Raw genomic sequence first — 24842 nt, 5'->3', positions numbered from 1 at the left:
ATGGTTATTAATGCTATTACATAGAAGGAGAAAGATAAATGACAAATGTAATTATTGTTCATTCACAATTAGGTAACTCGCATAATCATTGGTATGAATGGCTTCAACACAACTTAGAACTTGAAGGATATGATGTTCAATTATTTCATTTAGATAAGGAAGACAATAGAGATATTGAAACGTGGGTTAATGAAATGAAACATCAAATAGACATTAAATCAGCAGATACTTATTTTATGACACATGGTTATGGTTCAATTGCGACTTTAAAATTTGTTGAGGGATTACATTTAGACTTTCCTATTGAAGGATTCTTTAGTATTGCTGGTTTTAAAGAAGATGCTCAAGATATTGACGAATCAATAAGGGTAGATCACATTACGATTGATTATAATCTAATTAAACAGAAGATTAAACGTTTTTACGGTCTAGCGTCTAAAGATGATAGTTATGTTTCATATAAAGAAACACAAAACTTAATAGATGAGTTGGGTGGACGAACTAGAATTGTTGAAGAAGGCGGACATTTCTTAGAAGAAGAGGGTTTTGTCTCATTTACAGAACTACAGGAAAAAATGCAAAAATATATGACTAAATAGGTAGTAGGGATTAATTATGCAAAATAAACTTTGATGTTTTGGGCTAATTAGAATTATTATAAGTTAATTTGATGCGTAGGGAGTAAGTATGAGAGATGTATATTCTAGTATTTATTTGATTAGTGGCATCCAATTAGTATCTTTAATTAAAATTTTTTAAGTGTAGCGTTTTTTTACACAAATTACTTTATAATAGTTATTGACTATAGAGAACTAAATATATATACTAATAAAGTATTGAAAAAAGCAACAACTTACTTTTAATTATCGCATTACTTTATAAAGATTAAATTAAAGAAATGTTAAATTTAATTAAAAAAGTGTTGACTTTGTAAAGTGTTTAATGATACACTAGTTAAGTACTGATTTTTGAGACATCAAATAATATTAGCGCGGGATGGAGCAGTTCGGTAGCTCGTCGGGCTCATAACCCGAAGGTCGGTGGTTCAAATCCGCCTCCCGCAATACATAGTCTTAATTGGTCTCGTAGTGTAGCGGTTAACACGCCTGCCTGTCACGCAGGAGATCGCGGGTTCGATTCCCGTCGAGACCGCCATTACTTATTACGGTTCAGTAGCTCAGTTGGTAGAGCAATGGATTGAAGCTCCATGTGTCGGCAGTTCGACTCTGTCCTGAACCATTCAATCATTTTGGCGGTTGTGGCGAAGTGGTTAACGCATCGGATTGTGGTTCCGACATTCGAGGGTTCGATTCCCTTCAACCGCCCCATAATCGTTAAGATGCGGGTGTAGTTTAATGGCAAAACCTTAGCCTTCCAAGCTGATGTTGTGGGTTCGATTCCCATCACCCGCTCCATTATAAATTATTCCACAGTAGCTCAGTGGTAGAGCTATCGGCTGTTAACCGATCGGTCGTAGGTTCGAATCCTACCTGTGGAGCCATGGCTCCTTGGTCAAGCGGTTAAGACACCGCCCTTTCACGGCGGTAACACGGGTTCGAGTCCCGTAGGAGTCATACAAACAGAAGTGAAATATCGCTTCTGTTTTTTTCTGTTATTTATTATTAAGGAGAGCTGTCCGAGTCTGGCCGAAGGAGCACGCCTGGAAAGTGTGTAGACGCTTTATCGCGTCTCAAGGGTTCGAATCCCTTGCTCTCCATACTAGAGCCTAGAATGGTAAAAAACCATTCTAGGCTTTTTTCTATAAGCCTTGATATATCAATACTTTGAGATATTTTGCTTAATAATAGTTCGTATCCATTAAAAAAATTTTAGTCAACCGTTGACTAAATTTAAAGAAAAAATTCCTGTTTTGGTCAACGTGTTTAGTCAACCAAAATTTAAGTCATAAGCTTATTAAGTTGTTCTATCATATTATTATCTTCTTGGTATTCATACTCCTTAATAAGATGAGAGTATACTCTATAAGTTGTTAATATATCAGCATGACCTAATCGCTTAGATATATACTGAATTGACATACCATTAGCTAATAAATAACATCAATGAGTATGTCGCAATAATTTTAAGTGATACCCCCGTACTAGAGTCCAGAACGGTTTTATACTTTTATTGGTTTTTTAATAAAAGCATTGCCAACCGTAAAAATTTGTTAAAATTGAGAAAGGTTTACTCATGAATGAATTAAATTATATGGACTAATTAGAATTGTTAAATGTGGCATCATAAAGAGAGTATTTAGAAATTGATTTTTAAATTGCATGATATATTAGGTTTTGCTATGATGTAATTGTAATAAAGAGACGGCCACTCGGGGCAGTCATTAAATAATGTACCAGAGTTAAAGAGAATAAACTATTAAGATCTATCATTAAGGTAATAGCAAGATATATTAATATATGGTAGCATCGTAAAATGAATCTTTCCTAACAAGATTCCAAGAAAAAAGAGACGTTATGAACGTCTCTTTTTTATATCATATAGTTTCCTTTTACAATGATATTTTATACCTTCTACAAAAATTTAATATGATAAGGGCAGGCGTACTATCCATTAATATATTCTATATATTATTAAGTATAAAATCTTAATCTAAACATCCATATATAAATTATTATAATTTAGAGGAGCTATTAGTAGTCATTTTACATAAAGTTATTTGTATTTAAAGTGAAATTTCTAATAGAATAAGCAATTAACAATTTGATACGTGCTCTTTCTTTGTTTGTCTAAACGCTCGCTACTAGGATAGGGTTAATCAATGTAATATAACTTCAAAAATTTTAATGGTTCGAGCGTTATAAATTAATTATCGTAATGAAAAGTAATTATTGACCATATTGATTTTGATAATAATCTAAGGCATCAAGTATTTGTTGACCATCATCACCCTCATATTCGCCTTTTTCAATTTGATATTGAAGCTGTTTTTCTCCTGAAGATAGACCATCACCAGTATTATTACGCCATTCTTGATTAGGTAAATTCATATAAGGATTGTTTGAGTCATAGTTTTCATTTGAATCGTTAGAGTGAGAGCTATCTGCATTTGCTTCTTCGGGGTCTATTAAACCATAATCAGTTCCACCTTTAATATTTTGTCTATCCCATTCAGCTATTTCCTCTTTTGTAGGTTGGTGATTAGAGGGTTGTTCTTGGGACTGAGTATATTGTGAATTATTTTGCTGATTTGATGATTGTTCTTGTGTTTGAGAAGTTTGCGTATTATTTTGCTGTTCTGATTCTTGATGTTCACTTGTATCTTGAGAGTCTTCTATTTGTTCACCGTCAGCCGTTTCATTATTTCCTTCATCGTTATTAGCTTTAGGATTATCTTTCTTTTTAGCACTATTATTTACTTTCTCTTTTGTATCATGTTTCTTATTTTCTGCTTTCTTGTTTGATTTCTGTTCAGCTTTTTTATCCTCATCTTTGTTTGATTTCTCCTCATCTTGCCCGCATGAAGCTAATAGTAATGTAGATGATAATAATGCTGTACCTAATAATCTAAATTTCATTTAAAATCTCCCTTTAATTTATATTTTATATTCAAACATATGTAAATATATGAATTAATTATCTATATGTGTGTAAATAGCAATCTTTTTATAATACTCTTTATCTTATAGTGCAAAACTTTAAGTTGAACCAAAAAAAGCAAGTTCATATAAGTTATAATTACCGTGTTTAAATATAACTTAGTTAACTTGCTAACTATATTATAATGAAAAAATTCGTTATTTGCGATATTTTCTTAAACTTTTATAAAGTACTAGACGTTTTTCATGCCAAAGTTGAATTAATATTTATGTATTATGAAAGATAGCGAAAATACTAAAAATCGATATTAAAAATTTAAAATCTAAAAGTGTTCTGATAGCATATAGTATTCAAATTTCAATTATTATATAGCGAAATACTTATCAACGAATTTATATTGACTATACAGTGTGAATTTTAATATTCATCATTTTCTAAAAGGGGATTATGTATTTCAAGAGTTAGTTCCTTTTTATCATGATTGATATAAAAGTCACTATTGTAATTAATCTTATTTACTTTTAATATGCCGTCTTTTTCTCTGATGAAAAGAGCGAAATCATCGTCTTCATCTATAACAACAAAGGTATTATTGTTTGATAATACTTCATATTCTCCTTTATAAATGATATTGATAGTCCATTCATTAAATTTCATTTCAACATTCCCCTTTATTATCTATATTAAAATCACTCAAAGTCTCATTAAACTGTCATCTATTCATGACAAGTTATTAATAATTATAGTGGATACTAATAGTATATCTATTTTAACATTCATGAATATGATTTTAACAATTGTTCCAGCGAAATAGTAATGAAAAGCGGGGGAATCCAAAATTTTATATTGTATTTATTTTATAAATATATTATACTATAAATAAGTCAACGACAATGCGTGGACTTTGTAAACCAAAATACATTGAACGATAGTAGCCGTTTCCTATGAGACTAGGCATTATAATTGAAAATCATAGGCACGAGTCGTAACTAGTTGATTAGTTATGGCTTTTTTTGTGTTGGTTGAGCTGCATATTTTCAATTATAGATTAATGACCTATTAATTATTTCACTAAATACTCTTATAATCCTAAATAAATTAACTATTTATTATTTCATTTAATCATAACCACTGCTAACTTCCTTAAAAATCGTTATAATTAATGTGTACAAATTATGGAGGAATGCGCAGTGGATTTTTGGTTAAAAGAACAAAGCCTATACAATGGAGATAAGATTGCTATTAGCGAGGGCGACTTAACAATCACTTTTAAAGATTTATACGAAAAAGCTTATTCACTTTCTGAGAATATACTATCTTTAAATGAGGATAGAGTAGGCCTGTATATCAATAATGATCTTGCCTCAGTAATTTTAGTTAATGCATGCTGGTTAGCTAATGTAGAAGTGGCGATGATTAATACGCGACTAACACCACAAGAAATGATCAATCAAATGAATTCAGTAAATATTTCTACAATTATAACTACTACTCACTTTGACTTACCGTCGTTTAATGTCATTCAAAGTAGTGATTTACATACATATAAGAAACAATCCAATAATGAGGTATTTGATATTGATAATATTGCTTCAATTATGTTTACTTCAGGGACTACCAGTCCGCAAAAGGCGGTACCACAAACTTTTAGAAATCATTACGCAAGTGCTCTCGGGTGTAAAGAAAGCTTAGGATTTAATCAACAAACGATATGGTTATCGGTCTTACCTATTTATCATATTTCAGGTCTAAGCGTATTTCTACGCTCAATTATTGAGGGCTTTACGGTGCGTATTTTGAAAAAGTATCATACTGAAACAATGTTATCTATTATAAAACATGAAGAGCCTACGCATGTATCGCTTGTACCTCAAACGTTGAAATGGTTAATGGATGCTGGGTTAACGCAACCATTTTCAATAGAAAAAATATTATTGGGAGGCGCAAAATTATCATCCACGCTTATTGATCGAGCATTGAGTTATCAATTACCAATATATAATTCGTTTGGAATGACGGAAACGTGCTCTCAATTCTTAACGGCTTCGCCTCAAATGCTTGCGGAACGTTATGATACAGTAGGAAAACCAAGTGACAATGTGAAGGTTAAAATTAAGCATCCTGATAAAAAGGGACGGGGCGAGTTACTTATCAAGGGAGAAAATGTCATGAATGGTTATTTATATCCTAGTCATTTAAGCGATACGTTTGAAGAGGGATATTTTAAGACTGGAGACATTGCCGAAATTGATAAAGATGGTTATGTGATGGTGTATGATCGTCGTAAAGATTTGATTATTAGTGGGGGAGAAAATATTTACCCTTATGAAATTGAGACGGTAGCTAAGCGCTATGAGGCGATTCAAGATGCGGTATGTGTACCTCTTAACGATGAGACGTGGGGCCAAGTACCAAAACTTTACTATGTATCTGAAATAGACATTCAAGAAGAGCGACTTACTCATTTTCTACAACAATATTTAGCGAAGTATAAAGTACCGAAAGCGTATCAACGAGTAGAAACTTTGCCTTATACCTCAACTGGTAAGCTTCAACGTAATAAAGTGAAACAAGGAGATTAATTTAATGAGAATTCAAGATGTTCATTTCTATTACTATGATGCTGAATTTAAATCAGCGATTATTACTCCTAAGGTAAGACTAACTCATCGTAAAGCGCTTATTGTAGAACTAGTAACTGATACACACGGCTCGTTTTATGGGGAGTGTAATGCGTTTGAAACGGATTGGTATGATAAAGAGACAATCACTTCTGTAAAACAGACCTTAGCACAGTGGTCAAAGAAGATTAAAAATAAAACGTTTACGTCGTTTGAAGAATGGTTGCCTTATTTAGAATTATTAGATCATCAACCTGCAGCGAGATGTACGATAGTGATGGCTATTTATCAAATATATCATCCATTGCCTAGCTTTGAAGTGGAATATGGCGCTACAGCAAGCGGTTTAACCAAGACACAGCTCAAAGCACTGCAAACAACACAGCCATCTCGTATAAAGTTGAAATGGTCTGATACACTTCTATCAGATATAGAAACACTGACTACAGAATTACCATTTAACGTTAACCTCGCACTCGATGCGAATGAGTCACTCAATATTTCAGATTTTGAGAAAATTAAGAAACAAGCACTAGGTAACATTATATATATAGAAGAGCCGTTTAAAGACTTATCGATATTACATCAACTTGACTTAACAGATTATCCATCAATTGCTATTGATGAAAAAGCTATAGATGAAACAACAATTTTATCGATTATTGAAAAGTATCCAGTTAAGGTTGTAGTTATAAAGCCATTTAGAGTAGGTGGAATAGATAGAGTGCTACGATTAATCAATCAATTAAAAACGTATAATATAAAATTTGTGATTGGTGGAATGTATGAATATGGGTTAAGTAGGTATTTCACGGCTTTACTAGCTAAAGAGGGAACTTATCCAGGTGATGTGACGCCAGATGGATATTACTTTAATGAAGATTTTACACAAGGTGTAGGTAAGTTGAAAAGAGGATTAATTTCATTTAATCCTCCTCAAGTTGATAAGTCTAAATTATTATATTTAAATTAATGTTTATGTTTGTCTTTATCTTTTTTTAAAGGGACAGGGTCAAAGCCACCTTTATGAAGCGGATGGCATTTTAATATACGACGAATGCCCATATAGCCGCCTTTTATTGCTCCGTAAACTTCAATTGCTTCACGTGTATATTCAGAACAAGTAGGATAAAAACGGCATGTAGGTGGTGACATAGGCGAAATATAACGTTGATAAATGTGGATTATTCCTAAAAATAATTTTTTAAGCATTTTAAGCCTCCAACAAACTTTCATTATTATATATTTTAACACATATAAAGGAGTAGTGAGCAATGTGAAGTTTATAGATAAAGATAATAGACCTGTAATAGTGCAGTATAAATCAGACAATGATAGGCCAAACGGTAATCACGTTTTAGCTATTCCTATTTTTCATAATCAACTCTTATTTACGCAACACAAAATAAGAGGCATTGAATTTCCTGGAGGTAAAGTTGAACAAGGTGAAGAAAGTAGACATGCGATTGAAAGAGAATTGTATGAAGAAACGGGTGGCATTGCTCAAGATGTACACTATATTGCTCAATACGAAGTTTCTACGCAAGATCGCTCCATGTTCAAAAAAGATGTCTATCTTATAAATGTAGAGCGTTTAGAAACCAAAAAAGATTATTTAGAAACAAATGGTCCTTTATTATATAAACATTTAAATGATATTCCTCATGATGAACAAAGTTATTTGATTCAAGATGATGCCATCTTACATTGTTTAGAAAGGGTGATAGCGCTTGGATATTATCAAGAATAAGAAAATGCCTATTGCTTCTAAAACACACATTTTTGAAGAAATCACCTATACTGTGGATGGATTAAAGTTAAAAGCCTTACAAATGGTGCCTTCTAGTGATAAAGTACGTCGTATCGTGATATATTTACGAGGTGGCAAAGGACAAGTAGGGCGTGTAAGAGCTGCGAGATTAATGCAATTTGCAAATGAACAAACTTTAGTTATTGGTCCTTATTATAGAGGTAGCAGTGGGAGTGAAGGGCAAGATGAGTTCTGTAATGCTGACTTAAAAGATGTCACATATCTGATACGCATTTTAAAACAATACTATCCAGATGCTTTTCTTCATATGATTGGTTTCTCTAGAGGTGGGTTACAAGGATTACTCACATTTCAAGATTATCCAGTCGATAGTTATATCATTTGGGGTGGCGTTTCAGATGTACGTTTAATGTATGAAGAACGCGTGGATTTACGTGGTATGTTGCGTCGCATGGTAGGCCACCCGAAGAAAGATGCTAATCAGTATGATAAGCGAGATGCCGTTAAATCAATCGATAGTAAAAGTCCGCCGATACTAATCGTTCACGGAGGAAAAGACAAACAAGTAAATATTAATCAAGCATATTATTTAGAAAAGCAGTTAAAAGTTAAAGATGCCAAGTATGAAACATTTTATCAACCTAGTGAAGGTCATGTGCCAAGACCAAAAGCAATGAAAGATGCATTGACTTGTGTTAAAAGCTGGATGAAATGCATCGAGAACGACAATTAATTTATAATAATAACAGAATTTAATGTAATTAATATTATAAAAAGAGGAGTGAAGGTGAATTCAAATCGATTCACTTTCACTCCTCTTAAATTTATGGAGTTTATATCAGTATTTTGTTTTCATCTTATTAAATAGAAAACTCTAATATTACTTGTTAAAGCCACCAGTTTGAGCAATATCTTCTACTTCAGAACCAAATTTCTTGAAATTTTCTTCAAAGCGTTTGATTAAGTCATCAGCTTGTTCACGATATTTATCTGAATCGCTCCATGCATTGATAGGGTTAAGGATTGTTTTAGGTACGTCTTCTATTTCAACTGGAATACTTAGACCGAATTTTTCATCTTTAGTGAATTCAGCATCTTTTAATTTACCTGAAATCGCTTGATCCACCATATGACGTGTGTAATGTAAGCTGATACGTCGACCTACACCATATTTACCACCAGTCCAGCCTGTATTCACTAGATACACATCTACATCATGTTCATCGATAAGTTTGCCTAATAAATCAGCATATTTAATTGGATTTAATGGTAAGAAAGGTGCCCCAAAACATGTAGAGAATGATGGTTCAGGTTCTGTTACGCCACGTTCTGTACCTGCTAATTTAGAAGTAAAACCACTTAGGAAGTGATACATAGCTTGTGCTTTCGTTAATTTTGAAATAGGCGGAAGTAGGCCAAAGGCATCAGCAGTTAAGAAAATAATCGTATTAGGGTGTGCTGCTTTAGATGGTAATACGATATTATCGATATGATGAATAGGATAAGCTGCACGTGTATTTTCAGTATGTGTATTATCGTCAAAGTCTACACGGCCACGTTCATCTACAACAGTATTTTCTAAAATTGTACCGTATTGAATCGCATCATAAATTTGAGGTTCTTTCTCTTTAGATAGGTTAATCGCTTTAGCATAACAACCACCTTCAATGTTAAAGATACCGTTTTTATTCCAACCGTGTTCATCATCACCAATTAATTTACGATCTGGTGAAGCGGATAATGTTGTTTTACCAGTGCCTGATAATCCGAAGAATAATGCTACATCGCCTTTATTGCCAACGTTAGCTGAGCAATGCATACTCATAATATCTTGCATAGGTAATAAATAGTTCATAACTGAGAAGATACCTTTTTTCATTTCACCAGCGTATTCTGTACCACCAATTAAAATGACTTTATGTTTAAATGAAATAATAACAAATGTTTCTGATTTAGTACCGTCTACTTCTGGGTCAGCCTTGAAATATGGTGCTGAAACGATAGTGAAATTGGCTTTTATATTTTTAGCTTCTTCTTTAGATTCAGGTCGAATAAACATATTTTGTGCGAATAAATTATGCCACGCAAGTTCGTTGATAACTGTTAACTTTAATTGTGTATCTTTATCGCTACCAGCATAGCCATTGAACACGTATAGCTCATCTTTTTGATCTAGATAAGTTAAAACTTTATTGTAAAGTTTTAAGAATGTTTCTTCATCGATAGGTTGGTTGATATCGCCCCAATCAATGTTGTCTTTGTAAGAAGGTTCAGTTACGATAAATTTATCTTTTGGAGAACGCCCTGTGTATTTACCAGTGCTTGCGTTTACAGCTCCGAGTTCTGTTAATTCGCCTTCATTATTGTTTAAAATCTTGTAATAGAGTTGAGTTGTAGAAAGTTGAAATAGTGAACTTTCTTTTTCTAATAATTGTTTAATTTTAGGTGTTTCGCTATATGTATCTACTGACATACCTTTCCCTCCAACATCAAATTATAAATATTTCGTGTAAGCCTTTACATTAAAGTAGTATAACATAATACAATGATTATTCCACATGGAAAAGACAAAAAATCATTAAAAAACAAAATTGACATTGATAAGTGAATTCGGTAGTATAGTTCTTAGCGGATTCTCTTATCCTGAGTGGTGGAGGGACATGGACCCAATGAAACCCAGCAACCTCTTTTTATTAAAGAAAGGTGCCAAACCGTTTGCAGACAAATATGGTCTGAACGATAAGAGCGAATGGACGTATCTGAGCCTTCTCTCTATCTTATTAGTGAAGAAGGCTTTTTTATTTTTTTAGCTCATCATTTTAAAGAGAATTTTCGTAAATACAAGAAAAAAGGAGCCAATCATGACTTATAATAAACGTTTATTTACTTCAGAATCAGTTACAGAAGGCCACCCGGACAAAATTGCTGACCAAGTCTCTGATGCTATTTTAGATGAAATCTTAAAGGATGACCCAAATGCTCGTGTTGCTTGTGAAACTACAGTAACAACTGGCATGGCTTTAATTTCAGGGGAAATTTCAACTTCTACATATGTGGATATTCCTAAAGTTGTACGCGAAACAATTAAAAACATTGGTTATACACGTGCTAAATATGGTTACGATTATCAAACTATGGCTGTACTAACAGCAATTGATGAGCAATCTCCTGACATCGCTCAAGGGGTAGACAAAGCATACGAATATAGAAATGATATTTCAGAAGAAGAAATTGAAGCAACTGGTGCAGGAGACCAAGGTTTAATGTTTGGTTATGCGACTAACGAAACAGAAACATATATGCCTTTACCAATTTTCTTATCACATCAACTTGCTAAACGCTTATCAGACGTGCGTAAAGATGGCATTTTAAAATATTTACGCCCAGATGGTAAAGTCCAAGTAACGGTGGAATATGATGAAAATGACAAACCAAAACGTATTGACACTATCGTCGTATCATCTCAACACGCAGACGATATTGAATTAGAACAAATTCAAAGCGATATTAAAGAACATGTTATTTATCCTACAGTTCCAGAAGGACTTATTGATGAAGATACTAAATTCTTTATTAATCCAACAGGTCGTTTCGTAATTGGCGGGCCACAAGGTGATGCTGGTTTAACTGGACGTAAAATCATCGTAGATACATATGGTGGTTATGCACGTCATGGCGGTGGTTGTTTCAGTGGTAAAGATCCAACTAAAGTTGACCGCTCAGCAGCATATGCAGCACGCTATGTAGCGAAGAATATTGTAGCAGCCGGGTTAGCTGATCAGTGTGAAGTACAATTAGCTTATGCAATCGGCGTAGCTGAACCTGTTTCAATAGCGATTGATACATTTAACACTGGTAAAGTTACAGAAGCACAGCTCGTAGAAGCAGTTAGAGCAAACTTTGATTTACGACCAGCAGGAATTATTAAAATGTTAGATTTAAAACACCCAATCTACAAACAAACTGCGGCTTATGGTCATTTTGGTCGTACCGATGTGTTATTACCATGGGAGAAATTAGATAAAGTTAATGTACTTAAAGATGCAGTGCAAGGTTAATTAACGCTTTAAGCAATTGGATGTGCTAATTGTCGAAATTATAGATGTTTTCTATTATAATGAACGTAACTGACAGTTTAAAAGGAGCGTTGTTTTAATGAATTCATTTGGACCAGTTGAAATTGGTTTAATTGTAGCAATAGTAATTGCTATTATCTGCCTAATATTATTCTTAGTTGCTTTGAAAACTAAAAATAATATTCAGCAAAAAACAAAAGAAGAATATGAGCATAAAGAAAAAGAAATGAGAGCCTCTCACGAAGAAGCTCTTGAAAAAGAACGCATTGAGAATAAAAAACAAGTGACGAAACAAAAAGAAGATTTCGATGCAACAGTAAGTGGTAAAAACCGTGAAATCGATGCACTTAAAGTATTCTCTAAAAATAAAAGTGAATATATTACTGATATGCGTTTAATTAGTATACGCGATCGCTTAGTTAACGAGAAACGTATCAGACGTGAAGACATGCATATTATGGCGAACATCTTCCTACCAAGTAATGAATTTAACGATGTTCAACGTATTAGTCACCTTGTATTAACACGTACAGGACTTTACATTATTGATTCTCAACTTTTAAAAGGACACGTTTATAATGGTATTAGCGGTAACCAATTCCAAGAGCTACCTTTAATGGAGCAAGTATTTAGTACGTTAGATTTAGATGCTACTTCTCCACAAACAATAGTGCTAGATCAAAACGACGATAAGCACTCATTATCATTTGTAAATTACTCTGACCAACTAGCAGCAATTGAAAAGTTAGCGACAGATTTACAAACACAATTAGGTGCTAAATACACACCAACATCTATTTTATATTTCAATCCTAAATATGATGGCGATGTCACTATTTCAAACTATGCACAAAGCTCAAGTGTCAAAGTGTTAGTTGGTCCTGAACAGTTAGATGAGTTCTTTAATAAGTTCGTCTTCCACGGACGTATTCAATATAATGTAGATGAACTACAAGATGTAATGGATAAAATCGAAACATTTAATTAAATAATACTTACACCATAAAGTTTCATATGATAGGCTAAAGATAATTATGATTAGAATTATCTTTAGCCTTTTCTTATGCAGAAAACGTTTTTACATAATAATATTTAGGGAATATGGAATTATATTAATATAAGAAGAGGAGTGAATATTATGGAGACAATTGAATTTTATAATGGGCATAAAATGCCTAAGGTGGGCCTAGGTACATTTAGAGTTGCAAATAATGAAGAATGTAAAGAAGCAGTAAAGCATGCCATTGAAGCGGGATATCGTAGTATTGATACGGCTAAAGTATATGGTAATGAAGAACAAGTAGGGCTAGGTATTAAAGAAGGTCTTGAGTCTACTGGTTTAAACCGTGAAGATTTATTTATCACTTCTAAATTGTATTTTGAAGACTTTGGTCGTGAGAACGTGGCGCAAGCGTATGAAACAAGTATTAAAAAATTAGGTTTAGAGTATTTAGATTTATATTTAGTACATTGGCCTGGGACTAATGAAGCTCTTATGGTAGATACGTGGAAAGGCATGGAAGATTTATATAAAGATAATAAAGTGAAGAATATTGGTGTAAGTAATTTTAATGCTGAGCATTTTGAAGCTTTACTCGCCCAAGTCTCTATTAAACCAGTTATTAATCAAGTTGAATTTCACCCTTACTTTATACAAAAAGAACTTCGAAAATATTTAGAAGTACAAAACATTTATATGGAATCATGGTCGCCATTTATGAATGCTCAAATTCTGAACGATGAGACATTAAAAGAAGTGGCAGATGAACTGAATGTTTCTACAGCGCAAGTAATTGTACGTTGGAATATTCAGCATGGCGTCATCGTAATTCCTAAATCAGTTACACCTAGTAGAATAGAAGAAAACATCAATGTCTTTAATTTCGAATTATCTGAGGAACAAATGAAGAAAATTGATGATTTAAATAAGGATAAACGAGTGGGACCAGATCCAAATACATTTGAAGGTAAATAAGTAAATGGAAACACTTCATAATTAGCGATGATAATAGCGTTAATTATGAAGTGTTTAATTAATTGTATATCCTATATAGCAGGCGATAAAGCCTACAATAAATTGTAGTAATGTATAGCTTATAAAGCGCAATAAACTAATTTTCGAGGTCAACATTTGGACAAGTTCATAAGACATTGTGGAGAAGGTAGTTAATCCACCTAAAAACTCCGTTACAATAAACATGCCAAACCATTGATAGTGCAGTGTCATACTAAATACTAAACCAATTAAGAAACTGCCACACACGTTCACTATTAACGTTGCAATAGGAAAACTTGAAGACCATTTCTTCTTAATATAGTCAGATAGCCATCCTCTTACTACTGCGCCTAAACCGCCACCTAGCATAACTAGTAAACCGTTAATCATCACCTACGTCCTCCTAATTTAACACCGAACCAACACATTATTATACCGGCGATATAGCTCGTTAGTCCGTATATTAGCAATGAACTAAACGATTCATGATGGAACATTTTCACAAGTTCAAATTGGAATGTTGAAAATGTGGTAAGCGCCCCCATTAGCCCAGTTGTCATCCCTTTTTTTATCAAAGGATATTTTTGAAATAATTGAATAGCAACAGTGGAAAGGTAACCCATTAAAAAGGCACCTATTACATTAGCGATAAGCGTGCCAATAGGTAAGGAAGAGGTGTAATTAAGCGTAGATATTAAATATCTGAGTAATGCGCCAACCATACCACCTATAAAAATAAAAACGTATTGCATTTGTTTACCACCTATACTCAATATTGCGAAATAGTATTTACCATAAATTATGATAAAATGCCAAATGTGCTAATAGAAGCATAAATATGGAATAAAATCACTAAAAGAATGATAAAAGGTAATAGTTTGCTACAAATTCTAAGCCAACCACGTTGTTGTTTGCCTAAATGTTTAATCGCTTTATCTGAAAATATAATTGCAGCAACTAAAATAATAACATTTACGATACTACAAGCTATTAACAAATACTTAATAGATGTGATTTGTTGACTTAACAATGGATTAAATGTATTAAAATAAAAACTAATGATTAATAACACTACTGATATAATGAAGTACTTTTTCGATTTCGTCATATATATCCTCCTACTCGATATCATTAAACAATATTACCATATTTATAGAAAGATATAATAGTGGCATTAAAGTTTCTTTTAATAGGAATTCATAATCAAAAGTGCAAAACATTCGCTAACAGTCTTTAAGAATGATATAAATAAATTATAAATGTTTAATTTATACGGAATAGTAATTACATCATGTGAGATAGGATAATATACATAGCAATTTAATTCCATTGTGGTGGAATTTGACTATATTCGTAAAATGACATACAGGAGGAAATAAATATGGCTAAAGGTAATCTTAAAGTAGAAGTATTTGCAGATGGCGCTGATATTGAACAAATGAAATCAGCTTATAAAAATAAAGAGGTCGATGGTTTCACAACTAATCCTAGTTTAATGGCTAAAGCAGGAGTTACTGACTATAAAGCATTTGCTGAAGAAGCGGTTCGTGAAATCCCAGATGCCTCAATTTCATTTGAAGTCTTCTCAGATGATTTAGAAACAATGGAGAAAGAAGCAGAAATCTTAAAACAATATGGCGATAACGTATTTGTTAAAATTCCTGTAGTAAACTCAAAAGGCGAATCAACAATCTCATTAATTAAAAAATTATCAGCTGATAATGTACGTTTAAACGTTACTGCTGTATATACAATTGAACAAGTAAAAGAAATTACTGAAGCAGTTACTGCAGGCGTACCAACATATATTTCTGTATTTGCTGGGCGTATAGCTGACACTGGCGTAGATCCACTACCATTAATGAAAGAATCTGTTGAAGTGGCACACAGTAAAGATGGCGTGAAATTATTATGGGCAAGTTGTCGTGAATTATTCAATGTTATTCAAGCAGATGAAATTGGCGCCGACATTATTACATGTCCAGCCGATGTTGTTAAAAAAGTAAATAACAACTTAGGACGCGATATCAATGAATTGTCTGTAGACACTGTTCAAGGTTTCGCTAAAGATATCCAAAGTTCAGGTTTATCAATTCTATAAAATTTATAATTAATCTCCGTGAAGAGACGGTTTGAAGCATACATCATGTAATGCTTCACTATCGCTGCTCCTTTCACGGAGTTTTTATTTGGGAAAATATAAACTTTAAACGCTTGTTTCTGTTAACAATTCTCGTTAAGATTTACTTTAAGAGAGAAAAAGGAGAGACAACACAGTATGAAACAAGCATCATTTGAACAAAAAGTAAAAAAACAATTGTGGTTTTTAAACAAGAAAGAAAAGGAACTACTACAAGATAAAATATACGAGTATAGCCAATCTAATCATGTAGAAGATAAAACTAAGAAATTCAACAAACCTATTCAATTTGCCAACAACTTTTTAAAAGAAAATATTTTTAAAGAAAAGAATGTATCTAGTACATCTTTACTTATTTTGTTAATAGGTATGGTACTTATTTATGCATGTTTAATGGGAATGTTTCTCGCAGGTTTTATTACAAGTCTGACAGCTATTCATTACTTTATAAATCCACAAGTATCGATTGCAGTCATTGATGTAATTTTAATTTTAATTGGTTCAATACTCCTAGCTTTAGTAAGTCTACTACTCATCAAATCGGTAACCGCATTATTTACTAAAAAGCTACTCGAGTATAAATTTAATAAATCATAGTAGTTTTTCGGACTAAATGCATTAATAGTATGCATTCTTGCCATTTCTTATATACTAATGTATAAGGCTCAGTCACATAAAACGATAAATTATTTTCAAAAGTAACAAGCGTTCCATCTTTATGTGAGTTTAAACCTATTACAGTGAGGGCATTAATATAAACTTGTAGGGGAGCACGTCGATGTTTAATAGGGAATAACACAACTTTTTCAGAAATATACAAAGGTACTAATTTATTAATTGTGAGCAAACGTTTCGCTAATTTTACTTGTTGTAAGTAAGATTTATTATGTTGCTCCAAGTAATAGGTAAGTACCTTTTTTATAGAAAAAGGTAGAACCATGTCATAAGCAGTAAAGCAACATTTGGTCTTAAACGAACTGCTTTTTAAAGATTGGAGATATAATAAATTATAGGAATTATGAGGTAACATACTATACACCTTCATGATAGTAGTCACGAAGTTTCATAAGAGCATTTGTTTTATATTTTTTTATCATTGAAATAGATACATGCATATATTGGGCTATTTCATATTGCTTATAGCCTTGAATGTAATAATGAAGCCACATATATTCACTAGGCTTAAGAAATAATTTAATATCGTTCAAATAACATGCATAGTTATCAACTGTAGAGATAGGTAAAGTGGACATTATCTGATTATCTATAGGAGATGTTTCAAGATTTATATTTTCTTTTCGGAAAAGGTCAATAAGATAAAATTTTAATCGAGTATATAAAAAGGAAGCCATTGTTATGTGTGAATTGGGGTGATATAACACAGATAAATGCCATAATTTAATTAATAATAATTGGTAAAATTCATCATAATTATACTTGATGTGATATTGTTTTAACAAATAGTGAATAATTTTATGATATTTAAGATATATTTCTTCAAAATTCAATGCTAATTTTAATTCTCCTTATTCATGTACATAAATTAAATTTTCCGGATAAGCAGATACTAAAATAAAAACAATGAAATATCATTTGCGTAATTTAAAAAATAGATGTTAAATAGTAAACATAGAATAGCTAATATTAGTGGAAATTTGTCTAAATTCGTTTGTTTGAACGTGATTCGACATTTATATAGAATTGTACCTAACATTGGTAAATTAATTGAAGGTATAGGCTTTAGGCCAATTTAAAATATGGGAGGTATAGCGTTGGATTATGCACATTTAAATCTTGAGCATTTCTTTGCAAGAAATGATGAGTTGGACATTATTAGAGATCGTTCAGAATTTGTAATGATTAATAATTTTACTAATGAAATGATGTACCGTGACGGCGAAATTGAAGGAACAATTGATTTAAATCAATATTTTTATAAGAATAGATCACAAGCAGCGAGCTTTATCATGATGGATTATCGCAATGAAAACAAATAATTATATAAAATTGACAGGCTTGTCTTAAAGTAATGAAATTAATCTTGTTTCATTACTTTTTATTTTATAAAATTTCAATTTGATTACTTTTATTTTATGAATTTGTAACATTGTAACTATAAAATTGTTTAAAGGTATTAATAATGTTAAACTTTATTATCATGAAAGACTTTAAATAAGATTACAACAATGACCTAAGAGGTGTGAATATGACAAAGCACAAGAAGGGCTCTATTATAAGTTTAGTAGGGTTGCTTATTGTTTTAGTAGTAGCGGGTTTTGTCTTTTTCTCAATGATTTCTGATCAAATATTTTTCAAGAACGTTGATGAAGAAGAAAGTGTAGAACATTTAAATGTTACATTAAATAAAGCTGCTGAGAAACAAATCGATAACTACACAAGTCAACAAGTCTCAAATAAAAACAATACAGCGTGGCGAGATGCGTCAGCTGGTGAAATTAAATCAGCAATGGATAGTAGTAAATTCATTGAAAATGACAAACAAAAATACCAATTTTTAGATTTATCAAAATATCAAGGTATTGATGAAAATCGTATTAAACGTATGTTATTTGATAGACCTATGTTGTTGAAACATACTGATGCATTTATCGAAGCGGCGAAGGAAAAACATGTTAACGAAGTATATTTAATTTCTCATGCATTATTAGAAACTGGTTCAGTTAAAAGTGAACTTGCGAATGGCGTAGAAATTGACGGTAAAAAATATTATAACTTCTATGGTGTCGGTGCTTTAGATAGTGATCCAATTAAAACTGGTGCAGAATACGCTAAAAAACATGGTTGGGATTCACCTGAAAAAGCGATTAAAGGTGGAGCTGATTTTATACATCAACATTTCTTATCACATAATGACCAAAATACATTATATAGTATGAGATGGAATCCTAAGAACCCAGGAGAACATCAATATGCAACAGATATTAAATGGGCAGAAAGTAATGCTCAAATTATCGCCGATTTCTATAAAGAAATGAAAACTGAAGGTAAATATTTTAAACTTTACGTTTATAAAGATGATAACAAACATAAATAATATAAAAACCAACGCGTCTCGTATATAAGTGGCGCGTTGGTTTTTTAGGTTATATAGTTATTCGGCTTTATTTTTTCTACTTAACCAACTAAAAGCAATCACGAAGACTAAAGCAACTTTAATTAAAAATTTCATTTATCTCACCTCAGTATCTTGATAATAACATATCGTAAATAGGTTAAAAATTATATAGAAAGGCTATATATAGTAAGTATAATTCATTTTATAGGTATTAAGTTATTGATATAATATTAGAATAGTTAAATAAATATAGAGTTCAACTGAAGGATGATGTTAAATATGCGTGTTGCAATTATTGGAACGGGCACAGCTGGAGTGAGTGTGCTTAGACAACTGGTAAAGTATGATGAGTTTAAAAATCTCCAAGTAGATGTGTATGATAATGCTAAAAACATGGGGCAGGGCGTCCCTTTTCAAAATGATAGTAGTCAACTCTTGATTAATTTGCCTACCAAAAATATGAGCTTGAATTTAGATGATGATGAAGAGTTCTGGAAGTGGTATCAGGAGCAAACTAAATTTAAATTTGACAACCCTCAATATTTACCTCGATTTGTATTTGGCCATTATATGAAATCGTATCTTTCAAACTATGAACATTCATATAATAATCTCACTATTATTAATAAAGAAGTCTATGAGATATTTACAAAGTCAGAAGTAGGTGAAACGACACTCAGATATTACGTGTGTACGTCAGAAGATATGAATGAATGGAAAGAATATGATTATATCTTCTTAACAACTGGAACGTTTGCTTACCACGACCCATATAAGTTAAAAGGAAAAGAAGGCTATATACCAACGCCTTATCCTACATACAATACATTGGATGATGTATCTCAATCTGATGATATTGCAATTATTGGCACAGGATTAGCAAGTCTCGATGTTGTACGTTATGTAACCGCACATCATCCGAAATTACCTATTACAATGACGAGTCGTTCGGCTCATTTACCTAGTGTTAGAGGAAAGATGATTCCCCTTAATTTTAAACACTTAACTAAAGAAAATTTTAATAAATTAAAGGCGCAACATTATGGTAATGTACCTTTAGAACGTGCGTTCGAACTGTTTAAATTAGATTGTAAGCATTATAAGATTGATTTAGAAGAATTGGCACACCGTCGAACTGGAAATGCAATTGCTGATATAGAATATGATTTACAAAACCCTGAGAAAGTGGGAATATTCCAAAGTTTAATTGAAAATATTAAAGAAAATTTAAATTGGATTTGGAATAGTTTGAGTAAAGAAGATCAAAGAGAATTCGATCAACGTTTTACAAAGATCATTCAATTAAATTCTAATCCGATGCCACCGAGAACTGCAAAATTAATTATCGAACTGATAAATAATGACTCACTCATTATAAAAAGAGGATTAGAAGATGTTTCACATGATGATAGTCAGTTTATCTTAAAATTTAAAGACGATGATGTGGCATATCGCTATGATGTCGTTATCAATGCTACCGGTGCAAAAACGCATTTAGCAGATTTAGACGAAGATGATCGGCTTATTTTAAATCTTGAAAATCATCGTATCGTACAACCTCATCCAATGGGCGGTATTCAAATCATTCCAGAGACAAACCAAGTTATTAGCCCGAGATATGGCACGCTTAATAATATGATTGCTATCGGTCACGTTACGAATGGAGTTAACAAATTACGTAATGGCGTGAAAATGATTGTTGATCAAGCTGTTAGTACAGTTGATTATTTATACAAAACACAAAGTCACTTTGACCACAAAGAGTAAATCTTTACACTTATTTAGCTGAACTATCCATTAAATAGCGAACTCTCACTTTTACATGGTTTCTACATTTGTAATTTATAAAAATAAAGGGTATGATTATTTTGTAGTAACTAATCTACATTAACTCAATAATCACAATTTCATAGTAATTCTTTCGGGGCGGGGTGTAATTCCCAACCGGCAGTAAATTAAGCCTGCGACCCGAGCATGTTGGTAACGACATCCTCGGTTGATCTAGTGAGACTCTAGAGCCGACAGTAAAAGTCTGGATGGGAGAAAGAATGAAGACGTCGTTGAATAAAGACGTTTATTAAGCGTGCACATTTATGAAATGTCGTAAGCTTATTTAAATATACATGTAGACTCCCTATGCCTAATAATTACATTACGGTATAGGGAGTTTTTAGTTATAGAGGTGATGAGTTGAGTAATTTTATGCAATACGCAATACAACTTGCGCAAATGGTTGAAGGTCAAACTGGTGTTAATCCTCCAGTAGGTTCAGTAGTAGTTAATGACGGACGCATCGTAGGTTTAGGTGCACATCTGATGCAAGGCGATAAACATGCTGAAGTTCAAGCATTGGATATGGCTCAAGATAAAGCGAAAGGTGGCACAATTTATATTTCTTTAGAACCTTGTACACACTATGGTTCAACGCCACCATGTGTCAATAAAATCATTGAATTTGGACTTAGCAAAGTAATATATGCAGTCAAGGACACTACGTTACCTTCTGAAGGAGATGCAATCTTACAAAAAGCTGGAATTGAAGTTGAATACCAACATTCGACTGAAGCGGCACAGTTATATGAAGACTTTTTCAAAGCGAAAAATAATAAAGTACCTGAAATAACTGTAAAAGTATCGGCAACCTTAGATGGTAAACAAGCAACTGATAATGGACAAAGCCAGTGGATTACTAATCCTGAAGTAAAACAAGATGTCTATCGTTTGCGTCATACTCATGATGCAGTACTGACTGGATATGGCACAGTGGAAGCGGATAATCCACGGTATACGACATGCATTCAAGATGGTAAACATCCAACGCGTATCATCTTATCAAGAAAGGGAGATATTGATTTTTCGAAACAAATCTTTCATGATAATTTGAGTGAGATTTGGATATACACTGAACATGAATCGCTGACAAGTCCAAATGAGCATATTAAAATTATACATTTAGCAGATTGTAAATTAGACAATATTTTAACTGATATCTACGAGCGAGGCGTAGGTAAACTTTTAATTGAAGCAGGCCCTCGTGTTACTTCAGCATTTCTCCAATCTAAATACTTAGATCAACTTATTATTTATTACGCCCCGAAAATAATAGGTGGTCGTGGAATACATCAATTCTATCAAACAGATCATGTCATTGATTTAGACCAGGCCACACAATTTGAAATTATTTCTACTGAGTTAATTAACCAAAATATTAAAATGATAATGCGAAAGAAGTGAATAACAATGTTTACAGGTATCGTTGAAGAAATAGGTACTGTGAAAAACATTCGTACACAACAATCCGTAAGAACGCTTGATATTGCATGTCATAAGATTTTAGAAGATATGCAGATTGGTGATTCTATTAGCGTCAATGGCGCATGTCTAACTGTTGTCAACTTCCAAGATACTTATTTTACTGTGCAAGTTATTAAAGGTACGGAGGATAAAACATATTTGTCTCAAATTAAGCAACATGACGAGGTGAATTTGGAGCGTGCAATGGCAGGAAATGGACGTTTTGGTGGCCATTTTGTATTAGGTCACGTCGATCAAAAGGGTGTGGTGTCGCATATTAATGAAACACCTAACTCTCGAATTGTGACAATCAAGGCACCTGATACAATTATAAAGCAAATGGTAAAACAAGGATCTATTACAGTTGATGGTGTAAGTCTAACCGTTTTCGACTTACATAGTAATAGCTTCGACATTCATTTAATCCCTGAAACAAGACGCTCTACAATACTCTCTTCTAAGAAAATTGGTGACAATGTTCATCTTGAGACGGATGTTCTATTTAAATATGTCGAAACTATACTTAACAGAAATAATTCAGAATTAACAGTTGATAAATTAAAAGCGTTTGGATTCTAGGAGGCGTAACCAATGAAATTTGATGAAATTAGCGAAGCAATTGAAGCTTTAAAACGCGGTGAAAGTATTATCGTTGTAGATGATGAAGACCGTGAAAATGAAGGCGACTTAATTGCAGTTACTCAGTGGATGAATGATAATACAATAAATTTTATGGCACAAGAAGGACGTGGCCTAATTTGCGCGCCAATTAGTACTCACATTGCGCAACGTTTAAATCTAATGCCAATGGTTGAACATAACACTGATGGTTTCGGTACTAATTTTACAGTTAGTATTGATCATGTGACGACTTCAACAGGTATTAGTGCTTTTGATCGTATGGCCACTGCTCGTGCTTTAATTGATTCAGCGGCTACTGCTAATGATTTTCATAGACCGGGTCATTTGTTTCCATTAATTGCTAAAGATAAGGGCGTACTTGAAAGAACAGGCCATACCGAAGCAGCAGTAGATTTAGCAAAATTAAGTGGTGCAGAGCCAGCAGGTGTTATTTGTGAGATTATGAATGATGATGGAACGATGGCTAAAGGTGAAGAACTTCAACGCTTTAAAGAACGCCATAATTTGAAAATGATTACAATTGAGAGTTTAGTTAAATTTCGTAAACATAATATGAATGAAGTGAAATTAAAAGCACGTGTTCAAATGCCGACTGATAACGGTGACTTTGAAATGTATGGTTTCCATTCAGAGTTTACTGATGAGGAAATAGTTGTACTTGCGAAAGGTGAACCTCGTGCCACTGAAAATGTACGAATCCATTCAGCGTGTTTAACAGGAGACATTTTCCATAGTCAAAGATGTGATTGTGGCGCTCAATTAGAAGCCTCAATGGATTATATTAATAAGCATGGTGGTTTAATTATCTACTTACCTCAAGAAGGTAGAGGAATTGGGTTAATTAATAAATTGAAAGCTTATGAATTAATCGAGCAAGGTCATGATACAGTTACAGCGAATTTAGCTTTAGGATTTGATGAAGATTTAAGAGATTATCATATAGCTGCTCAAATTTTAAATTATTTTAATGTGCAGCAAGTCAATTTATTAAGTAATAATCCTAAGAAATTTGAGGGATTAAAGGAATACGGAATCAAAGTTACAAACCGAACAGAAATTATTGTGCCGGAAACTGCACATAATCATGTATATATGATGACTAAAAAAACAAAAATGGGACATTTATTATAGGAGGCTTTTAATATGAATTTTGAAGGTAAATTAGTAGGTACGGATTTAAAAGTTGCAATAGTGGTAAGTCGTTTTAATGATTTTATAACAAATCGTTTATTAGATGGAGCGAAAGATACATTAATTAGACATGGCGTAGATGACAATAATATTGATGTTGCATATGTGCCAGGTGCTTTCGAAATACCATTAGTTGCTAAAAAATTAGCTCAAAAAAGTGAATACGATGCAGTAATTACTTTAGGATGTGTCATTAGAGGTGCTACATCTCATTATGATTACGTGTGTAATGAAGTAGCAAAAGGCGTTTCAAAGGCTAACGATGTATCTGATACTCCAGTTATTTTTGGTGTAGTAACGACTGAAAGTATTGAGCAAGCTGTTGAAAGAGCAGGTACTAAAGCAGGTAATAAAGGTGCAGACGCGGCAGTAAGTGCAATTGAAATGGCGAACTTACTAAAACAATTTTAATTTAGAAGAAAAAGATAAATGAATAGCCCTAAGATGGTTTCTTAAATCAGAAATCATTTTAGGGTG

General features: G+C 32.7%; 25 protein-coding genes, 8 tRNA genes and 2 riboswitches. Of the genes, 25 read left to right on the top strand and 8 right to left on the bottom strand.

Annotation, left to right across the window (positions count from 1 at the left end; genetic code table 11):
* The first annotated feature begins 38 nt into the window (after positions 1-38).
* From CD147_RS09535 to CD147_RS09495, 9 genes are all read left to right on the top strand, one after another.
* A complete protein-coding gene (locus CD147_RS09535; protein ID WP_103167158.1) occupies positions 39-599 on the top strand; it encodes an RBBP9/YdeN family alpha/beta hydrolase in 561 nt (186 codons plus the stop codon).
* 391 nt (positions 600-990) lie between these two features.
* Positions 991-1064, top strand: a tRNA-Met gene (locus CD147_RS09530).
* A 15-nt stretch (positions 1065-1079) separates the two neighbouring features.
* A tRNA-Asp gene (locus CD147_RS09525) sits at positions 1080-1155 on the top strand.
* An 11-nt stretch (positions 1156-1166) separates the two neighbouring features.
* Positions 1167-1239 (top strand) — tRNA-Phe (locus tag CD147_RS09520).
* Positions 1240-1252: 13 nt separating this feature from the next.
* Positions 1253-1328, top strand: a tRNA-His gene (locus tag CD147_RS09515).
* A 13-nt stretch (positions 1329-1341) separates the two neighbouring features.
* Positions 1342-1415, top strand: a tRNA-Gly gene (locus tag CD147_RS09510).
* Between the two features lie 11 nt (positions 1416-1426).
* Positions 1427-1501: transfer RNA gene (locus CD147_RS09505), tRNA-Asn, on the top strand.
* A 1-nt stretch (position 1502) separates the two neighbouring features.
* Positions 1503-1574 (top strand) — tRNA-Glu (locus tag CD147_RS09500).
* 52 nt (positions 1575-1626) lie between these two features.
* Positions 1627-1717: transfer RNA gene (locus CD147_RS09495), tRNA-Ser, on the top strand.
* A gap of 1129 nt (positions 1718-2846) precedes the next feature.
* Here CD147_RS09495 and CD147_RS09490 read toward each other — a convergent pair.
* Entirely contained in the window at positions 2847-3536 is a 690-nt protein-coding gene (locus tag CD147_RS09490; protein WP_103167157.1) for a hypothetical protein, read from the bottom strand.
* Between the two features lie 439 nt (positions 3537-3975).
* On the bottom strand, positions 3976-4215 hold the full coding sequence (locus CD147_RS09485; protein ID WP_103167156.1) for a hypothetical protein: 240 nt from the start codon (positions 4213-4215) through the stop codon (positions 3976-3978).
* A 533-nt stretch (positions 4216-4748) separates the two neighbouring features.
* Here CD147_RS09485 and menE point away from each other — a divergent pair.
* Both menE and menC read left to right on the top strand, forming a co-directional pair.
* Positions 4749-6140, top strand: a complete 1392-nt coding sequence (gene menE, locus CD147_RS09480) for an o-succinylbenzoate--CoA ligase (RefSeq protein ID WP_103167155.1) — start codon at positions 4749-4751, stop codon at positions 6138-6140.
* 4 nt (positions 6141-6144) lie between these two features.
* The gene (menC, locus tag CD147_RS09475) at positions 6145-7152 is read left to right on the top strand and encodes an o-succinylbenzoate synthase (RefSeq protein WP_103167154.1); all 1008 of its coding nucleotides are present in this window, start codon (positions 6145-6147) and stop codon (positions 7150-7152) included.
* On the opposite strand, the gene yidD is transcribed toward menC, so the two are convergent.
* Complete coding sequence (yidD, locus tag CD147_RS09470) at positions 7149-7391, bottom strand: membrane protein insertion efficiency factor YidD (RefSeq protein WP_206185151.1); 243 nt, start codon at positions 7389-7391, stop codon at positions 7149-7151. The two genes, menC and yidD, sit on opposite strands and share 4 nt — an antisense overlap.
* A 64-nt stretch (positions 7392-7455) precedes the next feature.
* Between yidD and ytkD the strand changes: the two genes are divergently transcribed.
* Positions 7456-7929 (top strand): RNA deprotection pyrophosphohydrolase, encoded by a 474-nt coding sequence (ytkD, locus tag CD147_RS09465; RefSeq protein ID WP_103167152.1) that lies wholly within the window; start codon positions 7456-7458, stop codon positions 7927-7929.
* The gene (locus CD147_RS09460; protein ID WP_103167151.1) at positions 7910-8683 is read left to right on the top strand and encodes an alpha/beta hydrolase family protein; all 774 of its coding nucleotides are present in this window, start codon (positions 7910-7912) and stop codon (positions 8681-8683) included. The genes ytkD and CD147_RS09460 overlap by 20 nt, the downstream gene beginning before the upstream one ends.
* 147 nt (positions 8684-8830) lie before the next feature.
* Here the strand turns inward: CD147_RS09460 and pckA are convergent, their stop codons facing one another.
* Positions 8831-10423 (bottom strand): phosphoenolpyruvate carboxykinase (ATP), encoded by a 1593-nt coding sequence (pckA, locus tag CD147_RS09455; protein WP_103167150.1) that lies wholly within the window; start codon positions 10421-10423, stop codon positions 8831-8833.
* 162 nt (positions 10424-10585) lie between these two features.
* Positions 10586-10696, top strand: a riboswitch (SAM riboswitch).
* 115 nt (positions 10697-10811) lie between these two features.
* Between pckA and metK the strand changes: the two genes are divergently transcribed.
* From metK to CD147_RS09440, 3 genes are all read left to right on the top strand, one after another.
* The gene (gene metK, locus CD147_RS09450; protein WP_103167149.1) at positions 10812-12008 is read left to right on the top strand and encodes a methionine adenosyltransferase; all 1197 of its coding nucleotides are present in this window, start codon (positions 10812-10814) and stop codon (positions 12006-12008) included.
* Between the two features lie 97 nt (positions 12009-12105).
* Complete coding sequence (locus tag CD147_RS09445; protein ID WP_103167148.1) at positions 12106-13014, top strand: NERD domain-containing protein; 909 nt, start codon at positions 12106-12108, stop codon at positions 13012-13014.
* Between the two features lie 150 nt (positions 13015-13164).
* The gene (locus tag CD147_RS09440) at positions 13165-14001 is read left to right on the top strand and encodes an aldo/keto reductase (RefSeq protein WP_103167147.1); all 837 of its coding nucleotides are present in this window, start codon (positions 13165-13167) and stop codon (positions 13999-14001) included.
* A 54-nt stretch (positions 14002-14055) separates the two neighbouring features.
* On the opposite strand, the gene crcB (CD147_RS09435) is transcribed toward CD147_RS09440, so the two are convergent.
* The 3 genes from crcB (CD147_RS09435) to CD147_RS09425 are packed head-to-tail and all read right to left on the bottom strand — an operon-like array spanning position 14056 to position 15130.
* Positions 14056-14412 (bottom strand): fluoride efflux transporter CrcB, encoded by a 357-nt coding sequence (gene crcB, locus CD147_RS09435; RefSeq protein WP_103167146.1) that lies wholly within the window; start codon positions 14410-14412, stop codon positions 14056-14058.
* Positions 14412-14774 carry a fluoride efflux transporter CrcB gene (gene crcB, locus CD147_RS09430; protein WP_103167145.1) on the bottom strand — a complete coding sequence of 121 codons (363 nt, stop codon included), beginning with the start codon at positions 14772-14774 and terminating at the stop codon, positions 14412-14414. Before crcB (CD147_RS09430) ends, crcB (CD147_RS09435) begins: the two co-directional genes overlap by 1 nt.
* 47 nt (positions 14775-14821) lie before the next feature.
* Positions 14822-15130 (bottom strand): hypothetical protein, encoded by a 309-nt coding sequence (locus CD147_RS09425; protein WP_103167144.1) that lies wholly within the window; start codon positions 15128-15130, stop codon positions 14822-14824.
* A gap of 273 nt (positions 15131-15403) precedes the next feature.
* On the opposite strand from CD147_RS09425, the gene CD147_RS09420 reads away from it, so the two are divergent.
* Positions 15404-16123: a transaldolase gene (locus tag CD147_RS09420; protein WP_103167143.1), complete on the top strand. Its 720-nt coding sequence runs from the start codon at positions 15404-15406 to the stop codon at positions 16121-16123.
* Between the two features lie 177 nt (positions 16124-16300).
* Positions 16301-16759, top strand: coding sequence for a hypothetical protein (locus CD147_RS09415; protein WP_103167142.1), 459 nt, complete (start codon positions 16301-16303; stop codon positions 16757-16759).
* Here CD147_RS09415 and CD147_RS09410 read toward each other — a convergent pair.
* Positions 16746-17060 carry a competence protein ComK gene (locus CD147_RS09410; RefSeq protein WP_233643273.1) on the bottom strand — a complete coding sequence of 105 codons (315 nt, stop codon included), beginning with the start codon at positions 17058-17060 and terminating at the stop codon, positions 16746-16748. The genes CD147_RS09415 and CD147_RS09410 overlap by 14 nt on opposite strands.
* Positions 17061-17934: 874 nt before the next feature.
* Between CD147_RS09410 and CD147_RS09400 the strand changes: the two genes are divergently transcribed.
* From CD147_RS09400 to ribH, 7 genes are all read left to right on the top strand, one after another.
* Positions 17935-18159 carry a hypothetical protein gene (locus CD147_RS09400; RefSeq protein WP_103167139.1) on the top strand — a complete coding sequence of 75 codons (225 nt, stop codon included), beginning with the start codon at positions 17935-17937 and terminating at the stop codon, positions 18157-18159.
* A gap of 209 nt (positions 18160-18368) precedes the next feature.
* Entirely contained in the window at positions 18369-19217 is an 849-nt protein-coding gene (gene sagB, locus CD147_RS09395) for a peptidoglycan release complex glucosaminidase SagB (protein ID WP_103167138.1), read from the top strand.
* A gap of 300 nt (positions 19218-19517) precedes the next feature.
* Positions 19518-21005 carry an FAD/NAD(P)-binding protein gene (locus tag CD147_RS09390; RefSeq protein WP_103167137.1) on the top strand — a complete coding sequence of 496 codons (1488 nt, stop codon included), beginning with the start codon at positions 19518-19520 and terminating at the stop codon, positions 21003-21005.
* 146 nt (positions 21006-21151) lie between these two features.
* Positions 21152-21290, top strand: a riboswitch (FMN riboswitch).
* Between the two features lie 138 nt (positions 21291-21428).
* A complete protein-coding gene (gene ribD, locus CD147_RS09385) occupies positions 21429-22472 on the top strand; it encodes a bifunctional diaminohydroxyphosphoribosylaminopyrimidine deaminase/5-amino-6-(5-phosphoribosylamino)uracil reductase RibD (protein ID WP_103167136.1) in 1044 nt (347 codons plus the stop codon).
* Between the two features lie 6 nt (positions 22473-22478).
* Complete coding sequence (locus CD147_RS09380; protein WP_103167135.1) at positions 22479-23111, top strand: riboflavin synthase; 633 nt, start codon at positions 22479-22481, stop codon at positions 23109-23111.
* A 12-nt stretch (positions 23112-23123) separates the two neighbouring features.
* Positions 23124-24305 carry a 3,4-dihydroxy-2-butanone-4-phosphate synthase gene (ribB, locus tag CD147_RS09375; RefSeq protein WP_103167134.1) on the top strand — a complete coding sequence of 394 codons (1182 nt, stop codon included), beginning with the start codon at positions 23124-23126 and terminating at the stop codon, positions 24303-24305.
* Between the two features lie 12 nt (positions 24306-24317).
* Entirely contained in the window at positions 24318-24776 is a 459-nt protein-coding gene (gene ribH / locus CD147_RS09370) for a 6,7-dimethyl-8-ribityllumazine synthase (RefSeq protein ID WP_103167133.1), read from the top strand.
* Positions 24777-24842: the final 66 nt, after the last annotated feature.

The organism is Staphylococcus devriesei (assembly GCF_002902625.1).
In the GTDB taxonomy this organism is placed as follows: Bacteria; Bacillota; Bacilli; order Staphylococcales; family Staphylococcaceae; genus Staphylococcus; species Staphylococcus devriesei.
This window is presented reverse-complemented; position numbering and strand designations above follow the sequence as displayed.